At 36.8% G+C, this 25,485-nt stretch carries 14 protein-coding genes and 2 pseudogenes; all 16 read right to left on the reverse strand.

The features are described from left to right. Positions 1 to 115 precede the first annotated feature (115 nt). The gene (locus ACPUVN_RS08015) at positions 116 to 1,477 is read right to left on the reverse strand and encodes a DEAD/DEAH box helicase (protein ID WP_426357116.1); all 1,362 of its coding nucleotides are present in this window, start codon (positions 1,475 to 1,477) and stop codon (positions 116 to 118) included. Positions 1,478 to 1,680: 203 nt separating this feature from the next. Further along, a pseudogene (yiaY, locus tag ACPUVN_RS08020) lies at positions 1,681 to 2,828 on the reverse strand (L-threonine dehydrogenase). Between the two features lie 147 nt (positions 2,829 to 2,975). Then, complete coding sequence (locus ACPUVN_RS08025; protein ID WP_426370398.1) at positions 2,976 to 3,428, reverse strand: thiol-disulfide oxidoreductase DCC family protein; 453 nt, start codon at positions 3,426 to 3,428, stop codon at positions 2,976 to 2,978. After that, positions 3,425 to 3,800, reverse strand: a pseudogene (locus tag ACPUVN_RS08030) (DoxX-like family protein). The gene ACPUVN_RS08025 and the pseudogene ACPUVN_RS08030 overlap by 4 nt, the downstream one beginning before the upstream one ends. A 313-nt stretch (positions 3,801 to 4,113) precedes the next feature. After that, positions 4,114 to 4,557, reverse strand: a complete 444-nt coding sequence (locus tag ACPUVN_RS08035) for a hypothetical protein (protein WP_426357112.1) — start codon at positions 4,555 to 4,557, stop codon at positions 4,114 to 4,116. A 1,089-nt stretch (positions 4,558 to 5,646) separates the two neighbouring features. Beyond that, positions 5,647 to 7,842 carry a cytochrome c3 family protein gene (locus tag ACPUVN_RS08040; RefSeq protein ID WP_426370399.1) on the reverse strand — a complete coding sequence of 732 codons (2,196 nt, stop codon included), beginning with the start codon at positions 7,840 to 7,842 and terminating at the stop codon, positions 5,647 to 5,649. Between the two features lie 209 nt (positions 7,843 to 8,051). Beyond that, on the reverse strand, positions 8,052 to 11,183 hold the full coding sequence (locus ACPUVN_RS08045) for an efflux RND transporter permease subunit (RefSeq protein WP_426357110.1): 3,132 nt from the start codon (positions 11,181 to 11,183) through the stop codon (positions 8,052 to 8,054). Continuing rightward, positions 11,173 to 12,387 carry an efflux RND transporter periplasmic adaptor subunit gene (locus ACPUVN_RS08050; RefSeq protein WP_426357109.1) on the reverse strand — a complete coding sequence of 405 codons (1,215 nt, stop codon included), beginning with the start codon at positions 12,385 to 12,387 and terminating at the stop codon, positions 11,173 to 11,175. The genes ACPUVN_RS08045 and ACPUVN_RS08050 overlap by 11 nt, the downstream gene beginning before the upstream one ends. Beyond that, a complete protein-coding gene (locus ACPUVN_RS08055) occupies positions 12,387 to 13,772 on the reverse strand; it encodes a TolC family protein (protein WP_426370400.1) in 1,386 nt (461 codons plus the stop codon). Before ACPUVN_RS08055 ends, ACPUVN_RS08050 begins: the two co-directional genes overlap by 1 nt. A 380-nt stretch (positions 13,773 to 14,152) precedes the next feature. Beyond that, positions 14,153 to 14,347, reverse strand: a complete 195-nt coding sequence (locus tag ACPUVN_RS08060; RefSeq protein ID WP_426370401.1) for a hypothetical protein — start codon at positions 14,345 to 14,347, stop codon at positions 14,153 to 14,155. 88 nt (positions 14,348 to 14,435) lie between these two features. Beyond that, positions 14,436 to 16,997 carry a hypothetical protein gene (locus ACPUVN_RS08065; protein WP_426370402.1) on the reverse strand — a complete coding sequence of 854 codons (2,562 nt, stop codon included), beginning with the start codon at positions 16,995 to 16,997 and terminating at the stop codon, positions 14,436 to 14,438. Between the two features lie 71 nt (positions 16,998 to 17,068). After that, positions 17,069 to 18,895, reverse strand: a complete 1,827-nt coding sequence (locus ACPUVN_RS08070; protein ID WP_426357106.1) for a right-handed parallel beta-helix repeat-containing protein — start codon at positions 18,893 to 18,895, stop codon at positions 17,069 to 17,071. A gap of 92 nt (positions 18,896 to 18,987) precedes the next feature. Continuing rightward, positions 18,988 to 20,460 carry a sulfatase family protein gene (locus ACPUVN_RS08075; protein ID WP_426357105.1) on the reverse strand — a complete coding sequence of 491 codons (1,473 nt, stop codon included), beginning with the start codon at positions 20,458 to 20,460 and terminating at the stop codon, positions 18,988 to 18,990. A 61-nt stretch (positions 20,461 to 20,521) separates the two neighbouring features. Beyond that, complete coding sequence (locus ACPUVN_RS08080) at positions 20,522 to 21,706, reverse strand: aldose epimerase family protein (RefSeq protein ID WP_426357104.1); 1,185 nt, start codon at positions 21,704 to 21,706, stop codon at positions 20,522 to 20,524. Between the two features lie 103 nt (positions 21,707 to 21,809). Next, positions 21,810 to 23,360: a sulfatase family protein gene (locus ACPUVN_RS08085; RefSeq protein WP_426357103.1), complete on the reverse strand. Its 1,551-nt coding sequence runs from the start codon at positions 23,358 to 23,360 to the stop codon at positions 21,810 to 21,812. Positions 23,361 to 23,534: 174 nt separating this feature from the next. Beyond that, complete coding sequence (locus ACPUVN_RS08090) at positions 23,535 to 25,460, reverse strand: sulfatase family protein (protein WP_426357102.1); 1,926 nt, start codon at positions 25,458 to 25,460, stop codon at positions 23,535 to 23,537. Between the last annotated feature and the right edge of the window lie 25 nt (positions 25,461 to 25,485).

Raw genomic sequence — 25,485 nt, forward strand, 5'->3', positions numbered from 1 at the left:
AGTTTACTCGAAGTAACTTTACTTTTATATAACTTAAACAGTTATATAGGATGCTGATTTAATGATGTTTTATCTTAACTTTATTCAGCACCTACACTAATATTGATGAGATAGCTTACTCAGAGTCACCGCTGTTCAACCAGATATCCGCATTGATGGTGGCTTTCTTTTTACGCTTTTTCTTACCTGTGCCTTCAGGCGCAGCCATAGGTTTTGATTGTGCTTCTACTTCAGCTAACAATGCTTCAATAGTATCTTCATCAACTTCAAAGCCTTCAACTTGTTCACGATCAAGCCAAATTTTATTCTTTTTCTCAATCACTTTAAAGTGATGATAATCTTCGTGATCAATCAAAGATAATGCTAACCCTACTTCACCAGCACGACCACTTCGACCAATACGATGCATGTAATCAGACGGGCTTCTTGGTAAATCAAAGTTAATAACCACAGGCAGCTTTTCAATATCTAAACCACGTGCAGCAATATCGGTTGCAATCAACACTTCAATTTCGCCATTCTTAAACCCTTCAAGTACACGGCTACGAGCGCCCTGTCCTTTATCGCCATGAAATACTTCAGCAGTAATACCACGCTTAGAAAGCTTTGAAGCCAAATGTTCACAGCTGTTTTTAGCATTAACAAAAATAAGCGCTTGTCGCCACGAATATTGAATAATTAAGTGAGCTAACACAGCTGTTTTCTCACCTTTATTCACTTCAAATACGCGTTGTACTAAGGTACTTGCATCAGCACTTTGTACTTGTATTTCAATCGGGTTATTCAATAACTCTTGAGTTAACGCTTTAACTTGCTCAGGAAAAGTAGCAGAAAATAATAAGGTTTGTTTTTTGCTAGGTAATAAAGCTAATAGCGCGGTTAGCTCTTCAGTAAAACCTAAACTTAACATTCTGTCAGCTTCATCAAGTACTAAGGTTTTAACTTTATCGAGCTTGATCGCATTACTTGAAATTAAATCGAGTAAACGACCTGGCGTTGCCACCAAAATATCGGTACCACCTCGTAATGCCAACATTTGTGTATTAGCTGACACACCACCAAAAACCGCATGTACTTTTATCTCGCCATTAAAATGCACAGCGTAAGACTTAATACTATCGGCAACCTGCTTTGCTAATTCACGTGTAGGCACCAAAATTAGCTGGGTAACAAAATTACCTTTGGAGCTGGTGTTTTTACCCGAAGATTTTTCAGCGTCTTTACTTTTAGAAAGTTGCTGTAAAATAGGCAATGCAAAAGTAGCTGTTTTACCTGACCCCGTATTAGCACCACCAATTAAGTCTCGCCCTGCTAATACACTAGGAATAGCTCGCGCTTGAATAGGTGTTGGTTGCTTATATTCCAGTTCCGTTAAACGTGCTAATAACGGTGGGATAAGACTAAGCTCGGTAAAGCTAGTAGGTGTTGAAGCTATGGTTGTAGTATCAGTTGTATCTGTGTTTTTGGCAGAGGTCATTAATATAAAGGGCTTAAAGCTAAAATAATTGTGTCTATTTTAGCTTATTTAAGCTCCGTGGGTTAGATAAATATAAAATCTTATGATGACGATAAAAATAACAAAAGTACGGTGAGTTAATTAATAAGTGTTAACCAACCCAATATGACTTAATTGGGTTGGGATTACTAAGTACAGTTAAATTATATTTGATGAAGTTAAACTTACATCGCAGAAAGGTAAATCTGGCAAATCTCGTTCTGGCTTGCCTGTTTAGGGTTAGTTAAACTACAAACATCTTTTAAAGCATTTTCAGCCAATAATGGAATGTCATCTTTCTTAACACCTAGTACAGCTAAGCCTACGGGAATACCTACGTTCAGAGAAAGCTGTTCGATAGCACTAATAGCTGTATTTGCCCCCTGCTATGCAGACATTCCTGTTACATCAACACCTAAAATATATGCAACATCTTTTAAGCGTTCAGGACAAACAGATGCATTATATTTTTGTACATGTGGTAAAAGCACCGCATTACATACGCCATGAGGCAAATCATAAAATCCACCAAGTTGATGCGCCATAGCATGAACATAACCTAACGATGCATTATTAAATGCCATACCAGCCATAAACTGAGCATACGCCATTTGCTCTCGTGCATGAATATTTTCACCATCTTCAACAGCAGTAACTAAATTACCTTTAATTAACTGAATAGCTTTTAAGGAAACAGCATCTGTAATTGGTGTTGCGGCTGTGGAAACATAAGCTTCAACAGCATGAGTTAATGCGTCCATTCCTGTTGCTGCGGTTAATGGTGCAGGCATTCCCACCATTAATAAAGGATCATTCACAGACAGCATAGGCGTAGTATGCTTATCCACAATAGCCATTTTTACATGCCTATTTTCATCTGTAATTATCGCAAAACGTGTCATTTCTGAGGCTGTGCCTGCAGTGGTATTAATAGAAATTAAAGGTAATTGAGGTTTTTTAGATTGATCAAGACCTTCGTAATCACTTATTTCTCCACCATTGCTCGCAACAAGTGCTATGCCTTTAGCGCAGTCATGTGGAGATCCTCCACCTAAAGAAACAACAAAATCACAATTATTTTCTTTAAGTACCTTTAACCCATCATTCACATTTCCTACAGTAGGGTTAGGTTGTGTTTTATCAAAACAATACTTACAATTTTCTGCTGCTCTAGTAAATCGGTGAATTGTTTTACTACACCAAGTTTGTTTAAAGCACTGTCAGTTACAATTAAAGCCTTTTTAAATCCTTGCTCTTTAATAAAGTTAACAGCCTCTACTAGGCTACCACTTCCCATAATATTCACAGCAGGCATATAAAATGTAGAACTCATCATCTTTTCCTCTAGTTTTAACTATCTCATATTATTTTTAGCACGTGCTTGCATTAATAATATTGATCTAAAACATAGATTTAGTATTCACTCTAGAATTAAAAATAGGGTAAGCAAAGAGCCCAAAAGTTTGAATCTAAGCTAATATCAGGAATTGTTTTTAGACTTGTTTTTTACAAATCTATTTTCATTTTCTTTAGAAGGAACTACACAGGTATCGTACTTTCCAAATAAAGAGTAACGATTCAAAGCAATATGGTCATAAAACCAATTTCTTATAACTTTGGGCAGTATTTTAAATACATAGAGTAAACGCCAAGGGTAACTAAACTTACGTATAACATTTAAAAAAGCGTCGCTTTTATAAAAACATTGATTCCCTTCTACATATAACATGGTGTCAAAGTGATCCGTCGGCATATCAAAATACTTTAGTATACTTTGCCCTTCTGGCGATTGAACACTACATAACTTAAAGCGCTGTGGTGTGTCGTACTTAATAATAAACTGGCTCCAAATACTACAAAGCTTACATACGCCGTCAAATAAAATAATACAATCATCCGCCTTTACATTAGGTGGATATTTAATAGCCGTCATTGTGCTTCCTTACGGACTTCATTTAATAAAATAAAACTAAAGCCTATTAAGGCCAGATTGGTAGTCACAGGATTAAATGCTTCAATAAGTAATAAAGGTTGGAACAAAGCGACAAAAAACAATAAACCAATTAAGGCTGCAATATTTAATAGAACGATATTTTTATTACGGTATAAAAAAAAAGAAGATCAGGCCAAAAATCACTTCGCCAATACCTGCTGACTTAGTCACTAAATAAGAAAGCTCGTCTGATAAACCGAAACTGCCCGTTATAATTTTTTCTAATGGTGCAACGTGAACAAGCTTTGGGAATATTCCATGATATAACCAAGAAAAAGCAATGAAGTAGCGTGTAATTTGTATTGATGACAAGTTAGCCTCGTTTATCTATAGGTTTTAAGATTCTGAACCAGCGATAGTTAATCACTTGTATGTTGTTTAATTGTAAAACGAATAAGTCAGTTAAAAAAGGAAGGATTATATTTATTACTTGAATTAAAGCTCATTAAGCACTGAATATTAGTTAGTTATAAACAGTGAGAAATAATGTTAAGGAAATCATTTAAAATTTAATTTTTGAAGGGGGTTGTGTATGAATCATTTAATAAGTTCAAGGCACTACAATCTAACTGTAATGCCTTTATTTACTTCAACAGAATATAATAACGCTTAATATTCTAAGTTATCAGGCTTCATGATATTTTTCAGCATAGTAATCGTTACTATAAAAAGCAGCATAAGCGAGCGTACCAAGAATAAAATATGCAGCGATTATTATATACATCACATTAAAAGCTATATGGCTAGAAGCGGCTATTGAATCAAAGGCGAAAAACGTAAAAAGAATGGCCAATGGGGTAAAAACAATCGCTTTAAATAAATTGTCGTTTTTAATAAAACTTTCTTCTCCGCCCTCATAAAGATCATTTGTATAGTAAGCACCATATGCGAGCGCACAAAGTGTAGAATACAAGCCAATCAATACGTAGATAACTTTAAAGAAAAACAATCCAGATGATGCTAAAAACTCACCTCCAAATATTATCAATAAAATAGCAACGGGTGAAAAAACTAGGGTTCTAAATAGGTTTTCATTTTTAATTATTAACGTGCTTTTATCATTACTCATTTAACCTCCCTCCTTAATTAAAACTACAATTGTTGTTATAAATTTTATAATACGAATTTCAATCAGTATTTTATTTAACCACTATAACAATTTAATACTAAAAATAGAGCTTTTTCCTGTTTTAATGAAAATATAATGGCAATTATTAAATTTCTCAGCGAGTAATGAATAAGAGAAACGCTATATTAGCTATCTCTATACAAGTATTGTGATGTATTCGCTATTATTGAAATATGCAAATTTAGACGTAAGAAACAGTTAATAAATTAATGGGTTTTTAGAATGTGCCGGTGAGATAGAGATTTGAACTCTACTGAAGATTTAGCGCTATAACCCCTAAGTTTGATATTTCATAAATTCTAGATGAAAAAAAACCGCTAATAAATTAGCGGTTTTTTAGAATGTGGCGGTGAGATAGAGATTTGAACTCTAGAAGGGCTATAAACCCTTGCCGGTTTTCAAGACCGGCTCTTACATATTTAAAATCAATAAGTTAGTGTTTTTATTCCGAATAACAAGCGGCTTTACAGGCCAATATAACCGTAATATACATGATTAATATTCGGAACAAATTACAATTTTTTTGGCTTATCAATTAACAGAGCCAAAAAGGTATACCACCGAATATTTCTTATTTTCTGTAGCCTAAAATCACCTAAAATAATAAAGTTGATATGACTATTCCCCCTTATTAAGATAGAAAACATAGCGTATTTTTTCCTTTTATTAGTATTAGTTGACTGCTGCAATCAGAATAATCTTACTATAAGAATTACCACTTTATGCACTATTCTATTTGAATTAAAGATAACTAAACGCTTCGCATTGAAGCGCTATAAATGCCCAAAACCTTCTAATGGTATGAACGATGATATTGTGTGTTGTCGGTACATCAGTAAGAGCAAAGTGATCTGATTTTCTATGTTAACCATTACAAAAATGAGTAGATAATTAATCAAATTGGTATAACTCCATTTAAATAAAATTTACCACCGTCGATTGTCTAGCAATCATTTAATCAATTCCCATAAGATAGCTATCTCGTAAACAATCAAAACACCTTAGACAACTGAGAAGCCTTAAATGAACTTAAATAGATAAAAAGAAGTCATAGTAGGCTTTATTGCGTAATTTTTGCGATAAGTACAAGCCTAGCTCTTTCAATTGCGCCTTATTTTGATAACTTACGATTAACGTTTTTAATTTAGTTAAGGCTTCTTCACTCTGCCCTGCACCATCTAACGCCAGTATATAAGTATAAGCATATTGCGCATTATCAGGCATTAATGTCATGGCTTTGTTAAAATGTTCGATCCCTTTATCTAACTGTTTCTGACGTACAAAGTGCAATCCGTAAGAGTAATGTAAATCGGCTGATTTAGGATTGTTTTTTATCCCCTTCGACAACACTGAAGCTACTTGAAATGGCTTTTGTTGAGCACGGTAAATATCGGCCAAATTAATGTAGCCGGTTAAAAAGTAAGGTTCTACTTTAATTGCCTTTATAAATGATTTCTCTGCATCACTTAATCTATTCAATTCAATCGCAATGACACCTTGATTAGCAAGGCCTTCACCGCGCCAACTACTAATTTCATTCGAATGAATTAATGCTTTAAATGCTTTATCAAACAGCGGTTGATCAACAGCCGATATTTCACTGGTAATTAAACCTCGTGCCGCGGCAATTCTTATTGATTTGTATTGATCTTGTAGCAATGGTGAAAGGTATTTCACCTTATCGTTAGGAGGTAATAATGTAGCGATATTCGCAGCACTTAACCTGATTAACCCTTCAGAATGGCTCAGATAAGGCACTAGAATTTCGGCCGTTATTGTTTGCGTAGTGTAACTCAGTAATTGTATAGCGGTGGCTCTACTGATGACATCAAGTTGAACATCAGCAATAATCGCTAAATGCTGCTCAATATCGATGGCTTGTCCTGAATTTAATGCCATTAAATATTCTTTGCTCGTCAGTAATAGCTTAGGTTGACCATGCCATTTCTCTAAACTCTCACTTGCCCATTGATTCGATTTATCTTCATGACACTTTGTACAGGCATTAGGCGTGTTATACGCTTGTGAAATATCAGGGCGAGGAATTTTAAAACTATGATCACGCCTGTCATCAACGCCCATATAGGTGTTTTCAGGCATATGGCAATTAACACACTGTGCGCCACTCGTATTATCCTCATGTTGATGATGTTCTTTTACATTATAAACCTCGCTGCCATGACACTGCAGGCATAAACCGTTACCTTCTACCTTTAATTTCATGGTGTGTTTGTCATGACAGTCTAGGCAATTAACCCCTGCTGCAAACATTTTACTTTGTAAAAATGAGCCATAAACATACACTTCTTCTTTGATCTGACCATCGGCATAGTAATTGGGTGATGCTAATAGTTGTGGGGTAAATTGATCTAAAAACGGTGTGTTCGGTTTAATACCATCGTTTAATGGTGCACGTAATGAATGACAAGCAAAACAACCATCCATAAACTCATTATCACGTTTTTCACCTTGCCAATGTGCAGTTTTGTCGCCAAGACTTCTTAGCCATTGCCCAGTGCGGTGATTAGACGCTGTAAAATTAGTACCCGTCTTTGGTTTTATGGCTTTTTTTGCATGAGTAGACATATCATCATGACAAGATAAGCAACCAACGTTGATATTATCGAACTGTGTGTCAAAACTGTTGTCTTTTGTTTCATAGTTTCTGACTAAGCCATCAGAATGACAATCGGCACACATGCCATTCCAATTTTGTAATGGTTGACGCCAATGTAACCTATCTTCAGGTTGAATTTCTTCATGGCTATAGTTGTGATACCACCGCTGCCCGCCGTCAGACTTTTCTCTTGCGTCCCAAGCAAAGGGTAACACCTGTAATTTTCCAGGCTCAGTTTCAACTAAATATTGCTGAAGCGGAAAATGACCAAAGGTGTATTTTATTGGGTAAGTATCTGTTTTATCATCATAGGAAATAGTGACTTGGTAACGATTATCTTTAATAAAAAAATTAGCTTTTTGTCCATAATGCTCAACCTGTTTATTATCAAAATCAGCTAAAACTGTCGTTTTATCGGCAAGCGCCATGGCTTTACTGTGATCAGATTGTTGCCAATCATGTTGAGATTGCTCATGGCATGAAATGCACTGCTGATTTGATATAGCGTTAGCCTTGTGAAAACTGTGCTCTTCGACCTCAAAAGCTTGTATAGAAAATGCCGAGAACAAACCGAGTAACACCAGATAAAAAGAATGATAAAACTTCAAAATTTTACTTACCTTAAAATAATTTAACAAAATAACTTACTTAAATAATTAACGTCGTAATGATGATTAATCAGCTGCTTATTCAAGCCTCAATACTTTGATAATAGATTGATAATACATTGTCAATTTAACCAAAACTATCAAAGTATGTATAAAATCTGATTATGCTAACCGCTCATCAGGTTTTTAGTGCCCCCACCTAGGATGAATTACCCCTTAATAGTGTCTTGCGCGCTTTGATCTTTAATGAGTGGCAGGTTCACCCCCTCACGTTTAATTTCTTTAATATCTTGATTGATAACAAGGCACAAAGCCGGTAAGACTAATAAACACACAATCGTAGTGAATAAAATACCAAAACCTAACGATACCGCCATAGGAACAACAAACTGAGCTTGTCGTGATGTTTCAAACACCATCGGCGCTAAACCAAAAAACGTGGTAATAGTCGTGAGTAAAATAGGTCTAATACGTCTTCTACAGGCTTCCTTAATAGATTCCATTGCAGAGAGACCTTGCGCCATTTTTTTATTCGCATACTCCACGAGGATCAAACTGTCGTTAACCACCACGCCAGCGAGTGCTAGCATCCCCATTAAACTCACCACACTTAAGCCAAACCCCAGTGCCATATGTCCTAGAATAGCGCCCACAGCACCAAAAGGAATAATAGCCATAATAATTAATGGTTGAGAATAACTTCTAAAGGCAATTGCTAATAAAATATATATCCCTGCTAGCGCAAACCCTGTTCCTAGCTCTAGCCTAGAAACACTGTTGGCTATTTCTTCTTGATCACCACCAAAGACAACGTTAATACCAGGGTAGCGCCCTTCTAATTCCGGTACCAAATAATTTCTCACTTGTTTGGTTACGGCGGGTATATTTTCTTCAGGGAGTATTTCAGCCCCTACTTTTTCTACACGTTGCCCCTTGCGACGCAGAATAAAACCCGGTGCTAAGACTTTATTTATGGTTGCTACGCTGCCAAGCGGTGCGTAACCACCTGCTTTAGTGCGCACTAGCATTGACTCTATTTTATTTACATCTGTACGTTCGTGTTCAGGTAATCTCACTAACGTCGTCACTTCATTACGTAGGCGATGTTGTCTTTGCGCTCTTGCGCCGTATAAAGATGCGCGCATTTGAGCTGATAAATCAGCGGCATCTAAACCCAAGGCCCTGCCGTTTTGATTAAGCGTTAATTTCCACTGAGGTTTACCTTCTTCCATTGAATTAACGGTGGCAACAACATATTCATTAGTATCAAGAAAGTCGACGGTCTCTTGAGCCGCCAGTGCCAGTACACCGCTATCACTGTGACGAAGTTCGATGGTTAACGAGGCTGTAGCTAATGCACTAGAGCCACGCCTTGCGCCGCTAAAGCTTAACTTACCCAGTTTAGCTAAAGGCTTTGCATGTTCACGCCAAAATTCTTTTATATCACTTGTCGCGTATTCACGCTCTTCACTCTCAACTAACAACAAAGCCACTTCAACACTATTATCGCGAATGATGCTTCGCGTGCTCACCACGCTGCTTTGCAGTGCTCTATCTTTGATCATAGACTGCGCACTTTTCTCGAGTGCATCTCTTAATATAAACGCTTCTTTTTCTGTGGTCGTTTCAGAAATCACATAACTAGCTTTTACCCAACGTCCATCTAATTTAGGATATAAACTAAAGCCCATTTTTCCGCTAAGCGCATAGGCAATCACGATGCAGAAAATAAAACTGGCAATAGATAAAACTAAACTAGGCCAATTCAAACATTTGTTAAGCAGTGGAAAGTAAATATTTTCAATAAAATGGTTTAATTTACTATTGCATGTGTTTTGTATACCACTAAACCATTTTTCAAATTTATTGGGTGTTTTTTCTTTAATATGGGCCAAATGTGACGGAAGAATAAATAACGCCTCAACCCAAGAAACCGCAAAGCAAAGTACAACAACAATAGGAATTGCGCCAAATAATAACTTCATACTGCCCGGCAGTAACAACAGCGGTAAAAAAGCGACAATGTTGGTTAAAATAGCGTAGGTGAGCGGCTTAGCAACTTCATTTGCCCCTTTGATTGCAGCTTGCTCAAATGACATACCGTCTTGCATATGGGAATAAATATTTTCCCCGGCAATAATCGCATCATCAACAACAATGCCTAATGCCACAATAAAACCAAACATTGACACCATATTGATAGAGACATCAAAACTGGGTAAAAATAACATTGCGCCTAAAAAAGCACTAGGGATGCCGGCGACAACCCAAAAGGCGAGTTTAAATTGTAGGAAGATGCTCATAATTATTAAAATTAATAGCAAACCTATAAAGGCATTACTTAATAATAAACTTAAGCGTTTTTGATAATTTTTTGCATCGTCATCAACTATCGCAATGCCTGCATTAGGTGGCAGCATAGCCAGTATTTCTGGCCACATGTTTTCAATGGCATCGGCAATTTGTGACGGTGTTTGCTCACCCATGCGATAAATATTTAACTGTACCGATAATTGCCCATTATAGGTCACTAAATCACGAATATCGGCAAAACCTTCAGTCACATTCGCTATTTCACCCAGTGTAACTTGATCGCCAGATTTATCTGAAATAAGCGGCACTTTGGCTAAATCTTCTGCCCAAAACTCACGTTGATCAACAGAGACAAGAATATCACCATTATCGCCTTTTATTTTACCCGCAGACTGCTCTACAACATTCTTTTTTAGTATGGTCGCAATTTGATTTAAGGTTAAGTTATAGGCTTGTAAATCTGTTTGAGCGACTTCTACATGAATTTCTTCACTTGGAATACCTCTAAGCTTAACTTGTGAAATGTAGGGCGATTGTAAAATACGATCACGGATTTGTTCAGTAAGACGTTTCAGGGCAAAACGATCTAAATCAGCATGAACAATAAGCTCCATCACATCAGCAATACGCGTATCTAACTTAACACTGGGCCTTTCTATACTGGCTGGAAAAGAAGATATACGGTTTACCGCTTGCTGTGCATCTTGATAAATTTTCTGAGGATGTGAACCCGCCTCTAATTCTGCCGTAACTCTGATCCACCCGGTACCAATAAAGGTATCGACTCGACTAATACCATCAATATTTTGCAGAGCAGATTCTACCGGTGCTGCTATCCCTATTTCCATTTCACTGGGCGCTGCACCTGGATAAGATATCCTGACAGAAACCGTGTCACGAGAGGTTTCTGGCATGTATTCTTTGCGGATCATAAACGACATGACCAAGCCACCAAAGATTAAGGTCAGCATCAATAAATGTGGTGCTACCTTATGCTGGATCATCCACGTTATGGGATTAACGCTCATCAGTTAGGCCCTTTACTTTTGTCTCTAGTGCTACTTTTTTTACTCTATTTCCTCTGTTTTCTCTTGTTTTGACTTGTAAACCGATAGCGGCAATCCCAGGTTTTTCTGTTAACGCTTTATCACCTATTTCAAAGGTCGATTTAATATAAATAACCTCACGTCCTTTGAACAACACCTCAACCGCTCTTTTTTGTAATGTACTGTTTATATCTACCACCCAAATAGTATTGTCGGGTTGTAGCCAAGGGTGCTCAATCACCCAAGCATTTTTAATTGGCTTACCTTTAAGCTTTACATTTAAAAAGTCATTAATAAATACTTGAGGGCTATTGTTGCCTGAAATTTTAGGAGAGTCGATGGCAAGTAACACTTTAACTTGCCTGTCTTTGCTGTCTAACTCAGGTAAAATTGAAATAAAGCGTGCTTGGCGTGTTTTCCCTTCGCCCCAAAGGCGAGCTTGAGATATTTCAGCGGGTTGTCCTTGATCAAGCAAAGGTAAAAATTTATGGGGTATTTTAACTTCTATCCAATAAGTGTCGGTATTAACCACTGAAAATAGCAACGTATTGTTCGATACTTTACTCGCAAGGCCTACAGATTTGCTCATAATACTACCGTCAAAAGGCATTAAAACCGTTGTCCTTTTTAAGTTTAACTCGGCTGTTGCAACATTATTCATTGCGACTGATACTTTTGCTTTAGCCACGGTTAATTGTGGCTCTCGCAACACTAAAGATTCATCCACACCCAAGTTTTTATGATGATTGAGTAACGACAACTCTTCTTTTGCTATTATTTGATCCGCTTCTTCAAGTTTAAAGCTCGCTTGGGCTTGGGCTAATTGAGCTTGTTGCGACTGCAGCGCTAATTCAAAATCTATCGCTTCAAGTTTAGCTAACCACTGGCCTTTTTTAAGTTGGCCACCGGGTATAGCTAACGGGTTAATGGCTTCAATATTTCCTGATACACGCCCATAGACGTTTACTGATTCTGCAGGAATAACAAAGCCCGATGCTTGCCAAAAAGGCACAACCGACCCCTTAACTAACTCACTGGTTTGCACAGTACGTAGGCCCTTAGCTTTATTTTTTTTAAAGTTAGCTGAGGTTTGAGCATCCGCATTTAAAATAAAGTAACCCACTACACCACCGAGTAAGAGAATACATATCGGCAATAATTTGTTTTTAACTACTAAAAAGCCCATTAAGACTGTTTTCCTATATTAATATGATTATCTTTGGTCAGTATTTCAGGTGAGAAATCGCCATGACTTAACTCTCTGTATAATAAAACCCGATTTACCATGACCTTTTTATTTGCGTCGATAATTTGTCTTTCCAGTAACAAAATACTCTCTTGCGCTTTAAGCAGGTTTAAGTAATTCGTTTTACCATTTAAATATTTAATGGTGGTCAGTTTTTCAGTCCGTTTAGCCAAATCTAACTGGGATGATAAGTTTATAGCTACTTTAGATAATTGAGCTTCGTTTACAAGGACTTGGTTAACCGCAGCAGCGGCCTCTAGCCATACCTGTTGGTAGTCAAATATAAGTGCTTCTAAAATTAATTTTCGTTGCTTAACAATTGACTTTTTTATCCCCGCATCAAAAAGTGGCAAAGTAAGTGCAGCTATTAAATTTCCTGACCAATCATCCAGTACCTCTTTTATCGAGGTGTTTGAGGTTGAATAATTAGCTCTGAGCGTAATGCGAGGGTATTGATCAATAATGGCGACCGCTAAATGTTCATTAGCCGCTTGAATTTTAGCAAATGCTTGTTCAATATCAGGACGAAACTTTAGCACCTCCATCGGGATGCCCATTGCAGGTAGTGAAGGTAAATGAGGTAAAATACTGAGGTCTATCTCGATTAATTTATCTGTTGTTATGCCTAACCAAAGCGCTAATGTTTGCTTATTAATATAAAGCTCAGCAATGTTTTTCTCCTGCTGCACTTCAATGCTTTTTAACAAATTTTGTTGCTGCCAAATATTAGTAACAGAATTTTTACCCATGGCAAAACGCCGAGAAATAATCGATAACGCATCATGTGTCCGTTGAAATTGATTCGCTAAGACAATTTTTTTCTGTTGCTCTGAAACTAAGCCAAGCCAAGCATTAGTGATATTACCAGCAACAAGATTTGCACGTGCACGATATATAGCCTCTTGCGATTTATAATCCCAAACTGCTTTATTTTCAACCGCCGCTATGCCCCCCCAAACATCAAGCTCCCAACTTGAGCTCAGCCCAACAGACGTGTTACTGGCACCGCTTAAATCATCAAAACTAGAAGATGCGCTGGCATTAAAGTTTAACGTTGGATAAAGATCAGCTTCTGCAATATTGGCATTAATGGCACTATTTTTTAATCGCAGATCTTGAGCTTTGAGAGAGAGGTTATCTTTAAGTCCTTGGGAAACCAATTGAGACAGTTCGTCGTTATTAAAACTATTCCACCAATTGATATCAAGTTTCTGCTGTCCTTCGTTGATAAAAGAGGTTGAGTAGTCAATGTCTTCAATCACTACATCATTTGTTAGTGTGCAAGACGATAACATGAGGATAATAAATAAAATTTTAAAATACATATACCTAATTTCTATAGTTGCGGATATTTTACTCATGTTATTCAAGACATTCCGTATTAAAATCCAATGATTCCATTCAATTGTTGGTTTTTTGTTATTGCTACCTCAATCGCTCATTCATAAAAATCTTTCATAAGAAGTCACGATTGACCCTGGTAAACTGAGCGTTTATTACACATAACCCCATAAAACACCTGTAATTTTAGGTTAATCAATTCTGCTTATTTAGAAGTGATTATGTTAGAGAATAAACTTTCTGATTGCTGATAATGCACCGTTATTGTTACTTATAACTTTTTCTTGGGAATTGCACTGCAAGACCCAAGCGCTCTCATAACAAACTACAAGATAAGCGTATAATTAAGTTATTAATCATTAGGTTAATCTGTTAATGGTTTATCTAAAGTGATATCGAGAAACCTAAATCCACCTGTGGGTAGCTGAACATTCAACTTGCCATTTGTTGCTGTAAATTCATCGCCAGCCAAAATATCTTTAATGGCTTTAGGTGATATTGTATTAAAAGTTACCTCAGCTAATGCTGATTGTGGATTAATGTAGCCACCATCAACCAAAGTTAAACGTAAGTTTGTCGATGAGGTTTGCGCGACAACCCAAGCTACATTGCCCTTAACTGTAATGGGTAATAACTTTGATTTTTCCTTAATACTTTTTTTCTACCGTTTTATAAAATTCTTTTGCTGGAAAACGTTGTTTACCATCGGCAGAAATATACTCTCTACCGTCAGTTAAATACTCTTGCATAATGTTTTTATAAATCGGGTGCAGGTGATCAACTAAAGCACCTCGAGCAGCTTTGTCATCAGCAAAAACGCCCTGTTGTGGCGGCGTGATTAACACTAAGCCATTCGGATATTCAGGTAAGAAACCTAAACGTCTTTCTTTAACACCTGCAGCATAGCGTGAGAAATCCCATTCGGTAACAGGAGCCCCTGGCCATGAGCCATTAAGTCGGCTGAATACCATTGGGTTTTCATCTTCAACCTTTTGATCGAATAATGACGTTGTTTTAACATTACTGCCTTCATCCAGGTAATGATCATCTGGCGGTAACATACCAATATTTACCGGTGAGTAACTCAATATTTCATGAGGTTTAGGTACATACAGTGCGCCTTTGCCAATTAAATCCCAGAAGGTTTTCATATGTGCTTGGTCAACCGGGAAGTTATTAATATAGGTGGCGCCGTTCGCTACGCTGTATATGTATTGACGTAAAGCATGGTTAGGCAGCATTTGATGTGAATGCTGTCTTAGTCGATCATAACTGGTGTTATCACGAGCTAAACGCGCGCCCCAATTATTAACCGACCCACTCGCCCATAAACCGGTTCTAGCGGCAACGCTTAATTCCATTGATTTATCGGTAGTTTCTTCCATTGCTGGTACAAAAACATCGGCAAATTCACCTGAAAGTAATCTTGACCAGCCTTTTTTATAAATCATTGATTGCCAGAACGTATGTTTGTTTCTTAAAAACAAGTTGCCGTTAAGTTTCTGAGCCGCTTCTGCCAAAGGGAACATAAAGTCCTCTAGCATTATTTCAAAGTCTTTATCGTAGTGAGCCACTTCAGGAAAAATTAAAACTGATTTTTTCCCATCAGCCACTTTTAAGGTTTTAATATGGGTGTCTAAACTCCGGTAGTATGGATCGTTACCATGGCCACCCCAATAGGCGGCGCCAACATCACCACGGTAGAGTTTTTTGGCTTTTTCTAATATTTCATTTTGTGATAAATCATATTTTTTTCTTCGGTCACGTTTTTTTTGATAAACCTTAGTCGGTATAATCGAACGGTCCCACTCTTCAGTACCCAGATTACCTGAATCAAGGAATATCGGACTATCGTATTCTTTGGTAATTTTTTTAACCACTTGTTTTGATGTCTTATTTACATCTGACATTAAATATACAGGTAATGGTTTATGGTTGTATTTTGTTTCTTGGTAATGCGTTAACTGCTGGTTTACCTTGTCAATATTATTTAAAATAGCGGTAATTTTTCCAGGAGGGTTTAAGTTTTCAAATTGTTTGTCCCAGCCTTGCTTCGCTAGATCTAAAACATGAATGCTGCTACCACCACTTTGACTACTCGCTAAAATAATTTTATTGGTTGCGGGGTCTTTCCACATATCGTTAAACGAATACTTGCCTGTTACCACACTACTTTTAGTTTTTTTCATGGTGGCAGGAATAATAGTTAAACTATTGCCATAAAGAATAAATATACTTTTTTCACCTTGATACTCAACAAGTTCAGTTTGTGCGACACGATAGCCAAATTTAGCAAATATAGGTGATAGTTTCTTTAATGAAATAACTGTTTGAGACTTTGTTTTAGGATCATATAAGGCGATGCCTTGGCTTTGCATTTTAGTGCTGCCTAAAAGTATCTCTTGATTTCCGTCGTCATTAACATCCACTACACGTAAATCACCAATAGGTGAACGCGTTGCTTTTAATGAATTAGAAACAAATGGCTTATCGTCAAGTGGGTTAAATAAATAGATTGCGCCAGTGCCTTGCATTGAGTTAACAACACCTTGCACCGCTAAAATCTCACTACCATCGGCCTGTTTAAGGGATCTTAAAAAGTTGATTGAATGACGTTTAGCTGGTTGAGAACGTGCTTTGGGGTTATCTTTGGTCGCTTTGTTTGGACGCGCTTGTTCAATAGAATAAGTTGACGAAGCAATGGTCTTTATTAATTTACCCTGAGTGTCTAAATAATAAAAATTATTATCAAAACCACCGGCAACCACATAAGAGGTATTATCTTTTTTTATGGTGGTAACTGAGTACATAGGTGCATCGTTAACTTTAAATGACCATTTCAATTGACCTTTGTCTGATAAACAATACACATGACCATCAGCATTGGCGGTTAATATTTCGTCATTACCGTCACCGTTAATATCTTGTGTCCAAACGTCATGATTCATGTAACCAGATAATTTATTTTTCCATAAAACTTTACCGTCATAATCTACCGCTAATAAAGTCCCTTCGTAACTAGAGCCTACGATGTATGAACCTGACTTTTGGTTGGCTGATCTCACTTTACTGATGGTGTATGGGGTTTCAATACTGTACAACGCTGAAGTTACATCAGGTGTTAATCTACTTGGACTAGCAACAGTGCAGGCACTTGTTACCAATGTACTTAATACAAGGAATGACATTTTATTGATTATAGTTTTCATTTTTAACATCCTACATTGAGTCTTATACTCAAATATTTATTTGTTCTGATTTATTTATTTTTCTGCTTTACTCAGTGACTGACATTGATATCACTGAAGCCGGTATTATTTTTTTCAATAACATTTTCACTGTCACTTGATACTAATACGATGAGCGGACGTTTAAATCCTTTAGCGGTATTATCCGTTAATTTACTATTTTTTGAGTAATGTAAATCGATACTTGGGTATTTATCAATTGAAGGATAAGTATCACTAAAAACAATGGTGTTATCGGCTACCGTTAAACCATCAACTGAAAGTGCATGCACCATTAAACCATTAAAGCTGTGTATGGTATTGCCGGTAAACGTTATGTTTTTATGATATTGCCCTTCGCCAATTCGTTGTTGTGGCGTTAGCATAGGTGCTGCAAATAACGGATAGGCGTCTTTGCCAGAAAACCCAATATTATCAAAAGTATTATTTCTAATAGTAACGTCTTGAACCGCGCCTGATTCATACCATTTTTTGTTATCGCCTTCGATTAAAATTCCGTGCATTTGTGAATTAAAATAATTATTTTCAATTAGCACTTTTCCTTTCGTGGTGATTAACGCACCGCGAGCGCGGTTTTCTCTAAATTTATTATTACGAATAACAACATCAGGATTCCACGTGAGGTTTTCAAATGATAATGGACCGCTAGGCATGTTTTTAGGGACATCATTTAAGGTAACAACAAAGCGTTTTTCATTTATCTCGCGAACGCTTTTAATTGAGGTTTTAAAAAATGGTAAGACTGTTTCACGTGATAAAATAGCAATTTCATCGCCCGCTTCACCAAAAACTAGCCCCATTTGTTGAAAGTGACTAATAGAGGCAATAAATTCTTTATTGCCTAAGTAACTATCGACGTTCACATAAGCACCATGTACGTTAATGCCGTCGTCTAGCATGTGCTCTAATATACTGTTTTCTACTTTAATAAGTCCTTTACAACCAACAAAGTGTGTTGCATCAGCACGCGTGGCGACATAGCGCCCTTCTGCTGACGTAACGTTAAAGTTATTTAAATCAATGTTATTTGTGCGCTCAACAATAAGTGCCATACCCCCAGCGTCAAGTACCGTAACATTTTCAATATGAATATCACTTGAGTTAGTAATATGAATACCAGGAACTAGACGACTCGTAGGATGCACCCCATATACGACTAAAACGCTGCCAATAGGAGGTGGTGATCCTTTGCCAATATTTTCAAACTTTAAACGTTGTTCATTTAATTTAGTCACTAGGGTTGTTAAGCCGCTTATTGAGTAACGGTTAGTGTTAAAAATAGGCGAGCGTGTTTTAGGGTCAAAGACAATATTTGAGCCGATTGGATCCCATTGACCAAATCGTTCAAATAAAATTTGACCAGCCTCAATTTTATAGGGATATAACTGCGGGTCGATTTCAACAATAAAACTTTTATCTTTCTCATTGCGTTCAACAATCGATAGTTCAGCATGATATGAACGAATAAAATCAATACTAAAGTTCTTTAATGTTGCGCCTTCAACACTTTCTAATGTGAAAGGCACAATACGGCCGTGAAACATGAATGTAGATCCACCTCCGTCCACGGTAACATTTTTAGCGTTATACAGTGGAAAAGCCATTCGTTTTAAACCGTTGTCATGGTTAGCAACATAACGGTATTTTTCAGTGGCATTTTCTGGATAAAAGTTATACTGGCCTTTAGGAAAAATGATAGTTGCATTGGTTTCATCACCAATTTTATTAATCAATAAATTGAGCTTATAACTCGCGTCTTCTCCGGGCACAATGCCATAATCAGCTACATTGTAGTCTTTGGCATTTGCGCCATTTATTAAAAAAGTTAAACTCAATACTGAAAACAACAGTTTTTTCATCAGGTATTTCTCTTATCTCTTGGTAGCTCTTGTTAGCTCTTGTTAGCTCTTATCATTAAAGATTATTTAGTACATTTAATACGACTACAGGCTTATTCGTGTAACCACTTTACTACCCAAGGGTCTTTCGTTTCTTTTTGAAATTGCATTAATTTGGCCATTAAACTTTCTTTAACCGCTAAGTAGTCAGGATCATCTGCTAAATTTTTACTTTCACTGGGGTCAGCTGATAAATCAAATAATTCAAAAGCAGGACGATGAATAAAATTGTCGATAGTTTTACTACCTAAAACATTTATATTTGCCTTTAACGTACTTTGCCATGTACTTGATTTGAATAAGTCATTAGCAAAAGGGTAATCTAAACCACTAGCGATATTCCAAACCAATTTGTATTTACCGCTTCTGATCATTCGCATTGGGTAATACATGGTAATTTCATGAAAACTGTGTGAGCCATAAATGGTGTTCCAGTCATCAAGGTTCGTATTCGTGTTTGTTAATACCGGCTTAAATGTGCGGCCATTAAAATCAGCTTTATCATAATCAGCATTGGCAAAGTCTAGGGCTGTTGGGGTTAAGTCAGTCCAAGAAATAAACTCAGTAACTTTTTCGCCTGCACGTTGCGCATAAGCTTTAGGTAATTTAACAATTAATGGCAATTTAACACCTGGCTCATAAATGGTTGTTTTAGCGCCAGGCATGGCTGAGCCATTGTCTGAAAAATAGAAAATTATGGTGTTGTCATAAACGCCTGCATCTTTTAGCGACTGCACAAGCACACCCATCGTATGATCTACACGTGAAATTGACTCGTATTGCTCTGCAAGTTCGCGTCTTGTCGCTGGAGTATCATTTAAGTAATCCGGCACGGTAACTTTGCTTGGCTCATAATTTAGCCTAGCCATTCCATCACCAAGATCTTTTTTATTACCAAATACATTATCGCCCAACGTATTGGTTTTTCCGCTTCTATGCGGGTCATTAGTCGCTAAGTATAAGAAAAAAGGTTTACTGTCTTTTTTGGCAATAAAACTTTGTGAAGCTAAGGCCATGCCAACCGTATTTCTTGAACCATCAGGCTTATATACTTTGAAATCTTCTAAGACTTCATCAAAATGATAAACTTTTTCAGGTCCTACATGATATTTACCCACGCGAGCTGTGCGATATCCTGCTTTAGCAAGTCGAACAGGCAAACTTTTAATTTTATCAAAGGTTCTAAAATGATGAATACCATGGTCATGTCCATACTGGCCGTTAGCATGGTTGTGCAAGCCCGTTAAAATAACAGAACGACTAGCACTACAACTTGCTGTTGTTGCATAGGCATTTTCAAACAGCAAACCTTCAGAAGCTAGCTGATCTAAATTAGGTGTTCTGATGGTATTGTTACCGTATGCCCCTAGCGCTTCGCGGCCATGATCATCAGCAATAAAGAAAACGATATTAGGCGCTTTGTCAGGGGCTATTTTTATTTGGTCTTGGTTGGCAGCCAAAGCACTGACACTAGAACAACATATCAGCGTACTTAATAAAATTACTGCTTTATGGTGAAAATTCATTTTTTTAACCTTATTTAATTTCAACTTTCAATTAAAAAAGCCAACCCAAAGTTGTTACGGTTTATTGGCTTAAAAATTTATAAACTGTGGTAGATGTATAAGTACTATTTGGCGTTAACACATAGGTTGGAAATTCAACTTCGGCTGGCGAATTAGGTAACTGACCTGTTTCCAAACAAATACCATATTGTGGTGAGTAAGCCTGTTGATATTTCCCTATAACATTTTCATTCAAATAATTTGCGCTATATATCTGTAAACCATCTTCTGTTGACCACACTTGCAACGACCGGCCAGATTGTTTTTCTGACAATTCGGCGACTAAATTAAGTGAAGATTTTATTGCATGATATTCATGATTCCTTATTTTAATCATGCTTTTATCTATTAACCAATAATGGTCATAACCCTGCGCAATTTCTAATTGCGTATGATTTTTATTAATATCTTTTGCAATGGTTTTAGCTTTTCTAAAGTCAAACGGTGTATTAGCAACAGATTTAATTTCCCCTGTAGGAAATCCATCGTTCGCCAGTGGTAAATATGAATCGGCATGTACGATTAAATCATGTTTTAGTACATTGTTATTCTTTTTAGCAGCTAAATTAAAATAACTGTGTTGTGTTAAATTTATAACCGTTTTTTTATCTGTATTGGCTTTATAATTTATGACTAATTCATTTTGTTGATTAACCGTATAACGAACATGAACAAGTAAATTCCCTGGGTAGCCTTCTTCTCCATCAGGACTTAAATAACTTAATGTTAAGCTAGCACTATCATCATTTTGTTGAGTTTTTGCATTCCACAAGACTTTATCAAAGCCTTTATTGCCTCCATGTATTTGATGAGGCGGTCGATTAAGAGAAAGCTGATGTTTTATACCCGAAATACTGATATTTCCATCGCGAAGACGATTAGCAAAACGACCAACAATGGCACCAAAATAACGATTTTTAGTTTCATAATCAGCTAAATTATCAAAACCAAGCACAACATCCGCTAATTTACCTTGCTTATCTGGAACCAAAATCTCGGTGATGATCCCGCCATAGTTAATCACTTTAACGGTGATACTACCGGCCTTTAATGTATACAAATCAACTTTATTACCATTGCTCAGTTCACCATACTCTTCACTATCAATACTGACATTTGCTTTCGCTTCATAACTAAAGACAAAAAAGCTCAGCAATAAAAAAATAAAAGTGATTAATTTGATACTGCAAATTTTATGTAATTTCAAATTAAACACTCCTATAATTTTTAATTGAGAGAGCTAGTGCTAATTGCTGTTATAGCCTTAGCCCTCATCGTGTTAGTGATTAGACTAATAGCTATCAAATAAATTATTCTTTATTAATAATGTTGGTCAGCGTGGCTGCTAAGCGTGTTGCTATGTCAGGATACTGGGCAATAACATTATGCTGTTCTTTTAAATCCTTAGATAAGTCAAACAATTGCGCTTCGCTAGATAAACCATTTTCTACGGTCTTATTAGACAACCAGTCCGGTGTTTCACCAGAGAATGGTGCAATATATTTCCAGTTTTTTTCACGAAGTGACAAAGTAAATGACTCTTCCAACATAACACTTCGGCCTTCGCCATCAACATTTAATAGTGCAGGTAAAATATCCTGGCTATCAATGGCTTCGGTTGAAGGAACGTCAACACCAACTAAGGTAGCTAATGAGCGATAGAAATCAATTTGACTGACTAACGCATCACTATCGCCATTAACTTTTATTCCATTTGGGTAAGTAACAATCATAGGTACACGTGTACCTGCTTCATAGGCACTGTATTTTCCGCCTCTAAAAGCTCCTGAAGGATCATGATCACCTAGCATTTCTACTGCAGCATCATCATAGCCATCATCGAGCACTGGGCCGTTATCACTTGAAAAAATAATGAGCGTGTTTTCATATAAGCCAAGTTTTTTTAACTCATCAACAATCTGCCCTGTCATCCAGTCCATTTGTACAATGGCATCACCACGGCGACCCATACTAGTTTTGCCAACAAACATTTTGTTCGGCGCTCTAGGTACGTGAATATCTGAAAACGGAAAGAAAAGCATAAAGGGTTCATCTTTGCTTTCTTGCATAAAGGTTTTCGCTTTATCAGTAAAAACAAACGGGAAGTCTTCATCAACCCATTCAGCGGCTTTACCACCTGACATCCAGCCTATTCGACTAATTCCATTAACAATGGTCGCGCTATGTTGTAGATCAGCACCCATTTTCAATAACTCAGGTGCTTCTGTGCCTAACGGTCGATCACTAATATCTTCTGCATAACTTACTTTAATTGGGTCATTAGGATCTAATCCCACTACATGGTGGTTTTCTAAGTAAACGGTAGGTACACGGTCCCCTGTTGCTGGTAGTAGAAAGCTATAGTCGAAACCTAACTCTATTGGACCTGGCTTAACTGCTTTATTCCAATCAACGAAGCCATCACCTAACCCTAAATGCCATTTACCCACCACGGCCGTTTTATACCCAGCCTCTTTAAACACTTTTGGGAGCGTGGGTTTTGTATGATCAATAATTAATGGTGCATCACCCGGCAAAATAGCGGCTTTATTGCGAAAAGCATATCTTCCAGTTAACAATGAAAAACGTGAAGGCGTGCAGGTAGATGCAGAACTATGTGCATCAGTAAAGCGAATACCATCTTGTGCTAAGGCATCAATATTAGGTGTTGAAACACTGGTAGCCCCATAACTTGATAAATCACCATAGCCCAGATCATCAACATAAAAAATCACAACATTCGGCTTTTGAATATTTGCTGTTGCTTCTTTAGTCGGCTCAGTTGTTACTTGTTCACTACAAGCTAACAGCCCTAATAATGAAAAACATATTCCCGACAAATATAATTTGTTTTTTCTCACCTTTAACACTCCAAAGTACAATCAAAAAATAAGGTTTAACGCTAAACCTAAATATCACATAAAAATCTATAAAAGGCAATTCAAATATAAAAGTTATAAATAATACAATGATAACTATGTATTTTTATATTTAACTAAAATTGCCTATTAAGTTTATCGACAACATAAAACCAACTATTTTGAGTAAGGCGTAAGAAAACTATCGCTTTGTAAATGATTCCAACGAGATGATAACCATCGTTTCATCCAAGGGTTTTGTTTTGCCGCATCTGCTGTAGTGTTCTCTGGCGGATTAAACTGTAGAGAAAACATGTCGTGTAAATAATTAGCACTATTTAATATCTCTAAAGTTTCAATATCGGATTGGCTATGATTGATAACTGCAGTCAAAGCTTTAACGGTGTCAATTTCATTAAATAGTGTAAGAAACTCAATTGCTTTAGCTTTGTTAAGCAGGTTTAATTCAGATTTATATAATGCTTTAATATCGGGTATAAACATTGCGGCCTGCTCACCATAAGATGTTAAAACCATTAATGCCCAATAGCGTTTCCATTCATTCTTTGAATTAAGTAAGGTAGTTAATTCTTTTTTTGACTCACTTACCGGCTGATACTGCATATTTGCAATATCAATCAATTCGCTGATCTGAGATTTGTTATCATGACCAAAAGTTTCCGTATCATTAAAGGCTTCTTTTGCTAAGAAAGACTCAGGGTAAAAACTTAAATCTGGCATTGATTTTAATTGCACGTTCAATTTTGTACGTAAAGATACAAGTGTATTTTTATAAGCAGGTTCATTGGCAAGGTTGTTCATCTCATGGGGATCAGTTTCAATATTAAATAACTGTTCAGCACTTTTAGGTTCATAGAATGCTGACTGGTTAGCATTAAGTTTACCTTGGCGATATAAGTCTTTCCATTCTACTGCCGCTGCTTGTTTGTAGCGATATTCACTAAAGAGTGCATCAGGATAATGCGGTAAATAACGACGAACGTATTTAAACTTACCTACACGAATAGCGCGAACAAAGTCATATTTTTCATCCATACGGTCTTCATAACTAAAACTGGTGTCTCTTTTGTTAACACTCGCTAAACTAATATTTTTGCCTATAAAGGCACTACCATCATGCTGCGTTGCTTTATTTAAACCCGCAAGTTTTAGTAAGGTTGGTCCAAAATCGATAAAATTGACGATACCCGAAACACGCTTATTACTGACATTTTGCATATCTTGAGCAACCAAATGCTGAAAGTTTTTTGGAATGCGTACGACTAACGGTACTGAAAGGCCACGTTCATATATATATCCTTTACTTGCTGGCATTACACCGCCGTGGTCACCAAAATAGAAAACAAAGGTATTTTCAAGCTCGCCTTCCTGCTCAAGTTTAGCCATAACCTCACCAATTTTCTTATCAACAATTTGATGCGCATCTAAGTAGCGGGCTTGAGTGTAGCGAAATAATTCGGTATTAGGGTAAATTGGAAATAATTCAACTGAATTTGGATCGTGTTTTGTTACAACAGTCTCTAGGTCTGTTAACGGAAAATGTAATTTATGTTCATGCGTATCCTTCCATGTTTGCATATGGAAAAATGGTTGATTAGGTTTGCGATTCTGCCATTGTGCTTTTTTTGAAGACTCATCCCACTCTTTACTATCTTCAATAAAATTATAATCAAGCTTTGAATTATTCGTTGTGTAATAGCCCGCATTTTTTAACTGAGTGCTAAATACCGTTAGCCCTTGGGGTAAGTTTACCTTTTGTGCTGGACGATGAAATTGCGTACCTATTCTAGGCCCATAAGCGCCTGTTGCTAAGGTGGTTCTTGCTGTTGAACAAACCGGGGCATTAGATAAAGCGTTATCGAAAATAAGTCCATGCTGGGCTAACTTTTCAACATTAGGCATTGCTGCACCTTGCTTATTATAAAGCTTTAAAAAGTGCTTGGAATTATCTTCCGATATTAGCCATAAAAAGTTTGGCTTTTTCTCAACGTTAGCAACATCAACCTTATCGGTATTAGCTGCACTGACAAGATTTGTTCCTGCTGAACATAAAATCAATATCATACTTAATTTTTTAAACATACAAACACTCATAGCTTTATCAATC

The organism is Pseudocolwellia antarctica (genome assembly GCF_049933045.1).
Taxonomy (GTDB): Bacteria; Pseudomonadota; Gammaproteobacteria; order Enterobacterales; family Alteromonadaceae; genus Pseudocolwellia.

What these genes read in the sequence shown, in the direction of transcription:
- ACPUVN_RS08065 (WP_426370402.1), bottom strand. Translation starts at nt 16,997, where the DNA reads ATGAAAACTATAATCAATAAAATGTCATTCCTTGTATTAAGTACATTG.
- ACPUVN_RS08035 (WP_426357112.1), bottom strand. Translation starts at nt 4,557, where the DNA reads ATGAGTAATGATAAAAGCACGTTAATAATTAAAAATGAAAACCTATTT.
- ACPUVN_RS08015 (WP_426357116.1), bottom strand. Translation starts at nt 1,477, where the DNA reads ATGACCTCTGCCAAAAACACAGATACAACTGATACTACAACCATAGCT.
- ACPUVN_RS08025 (WP_426370398.1), bottom strand. Translation starts at nt 3,428, where the DNA reads ATGACGGCTATTAAATATCCACCTAATGTAAAGGCGGATGATTGTATT.
- ACPUVN_RS08070 (WP_426357106.1), bottom strand. Translation starts at nt 18,895, where the DNA reads ATGAAAAAACTGTTGTTTTCAGTATTGAGTTTAACTTTTTTAATAAAT.
- ACPUVN_RS08075 (WP_426357105.1), bottom strand. Translation starts at nt 20,460, where the DNA reads ATGAATTTTCACCATAAAGCAGTAATTTTATTAAGTACGCTGATATGT.
- ACPUVN_RS08050 (WP_426357109.1), bottom strand. Translation starts at nt 12,387, where the DNA reads ATGGGCTTTTTAGTAGTTAAAAACAAATTATTGCCGATATGTATTCTC.
- ACPUVN_RS08045 (WP_426357110.1), bottom strand. Translation starts at nt 11,183, where the DNA reads ATGAGCGTTAATCCCATAACGTGGATGATCCAGCATAAGGTAGCACCA.
- ACPUVN_RS08090 (WP_426357102.1), bottom strand. Translation starts at nt 25,460, where the DNA reads ATGTTTAAAAAATTAAGTATGATATTGATTTTATGTTCAGCAGGAACA.
- ACPUVN_RS08055 (WP_426370400.1), bottom strand. Translation starts at nt 13,772, where the DNA reads ATGTATTTTAAAATTTTATTTATTATCCTCATGTTATCGTCTTGCACA.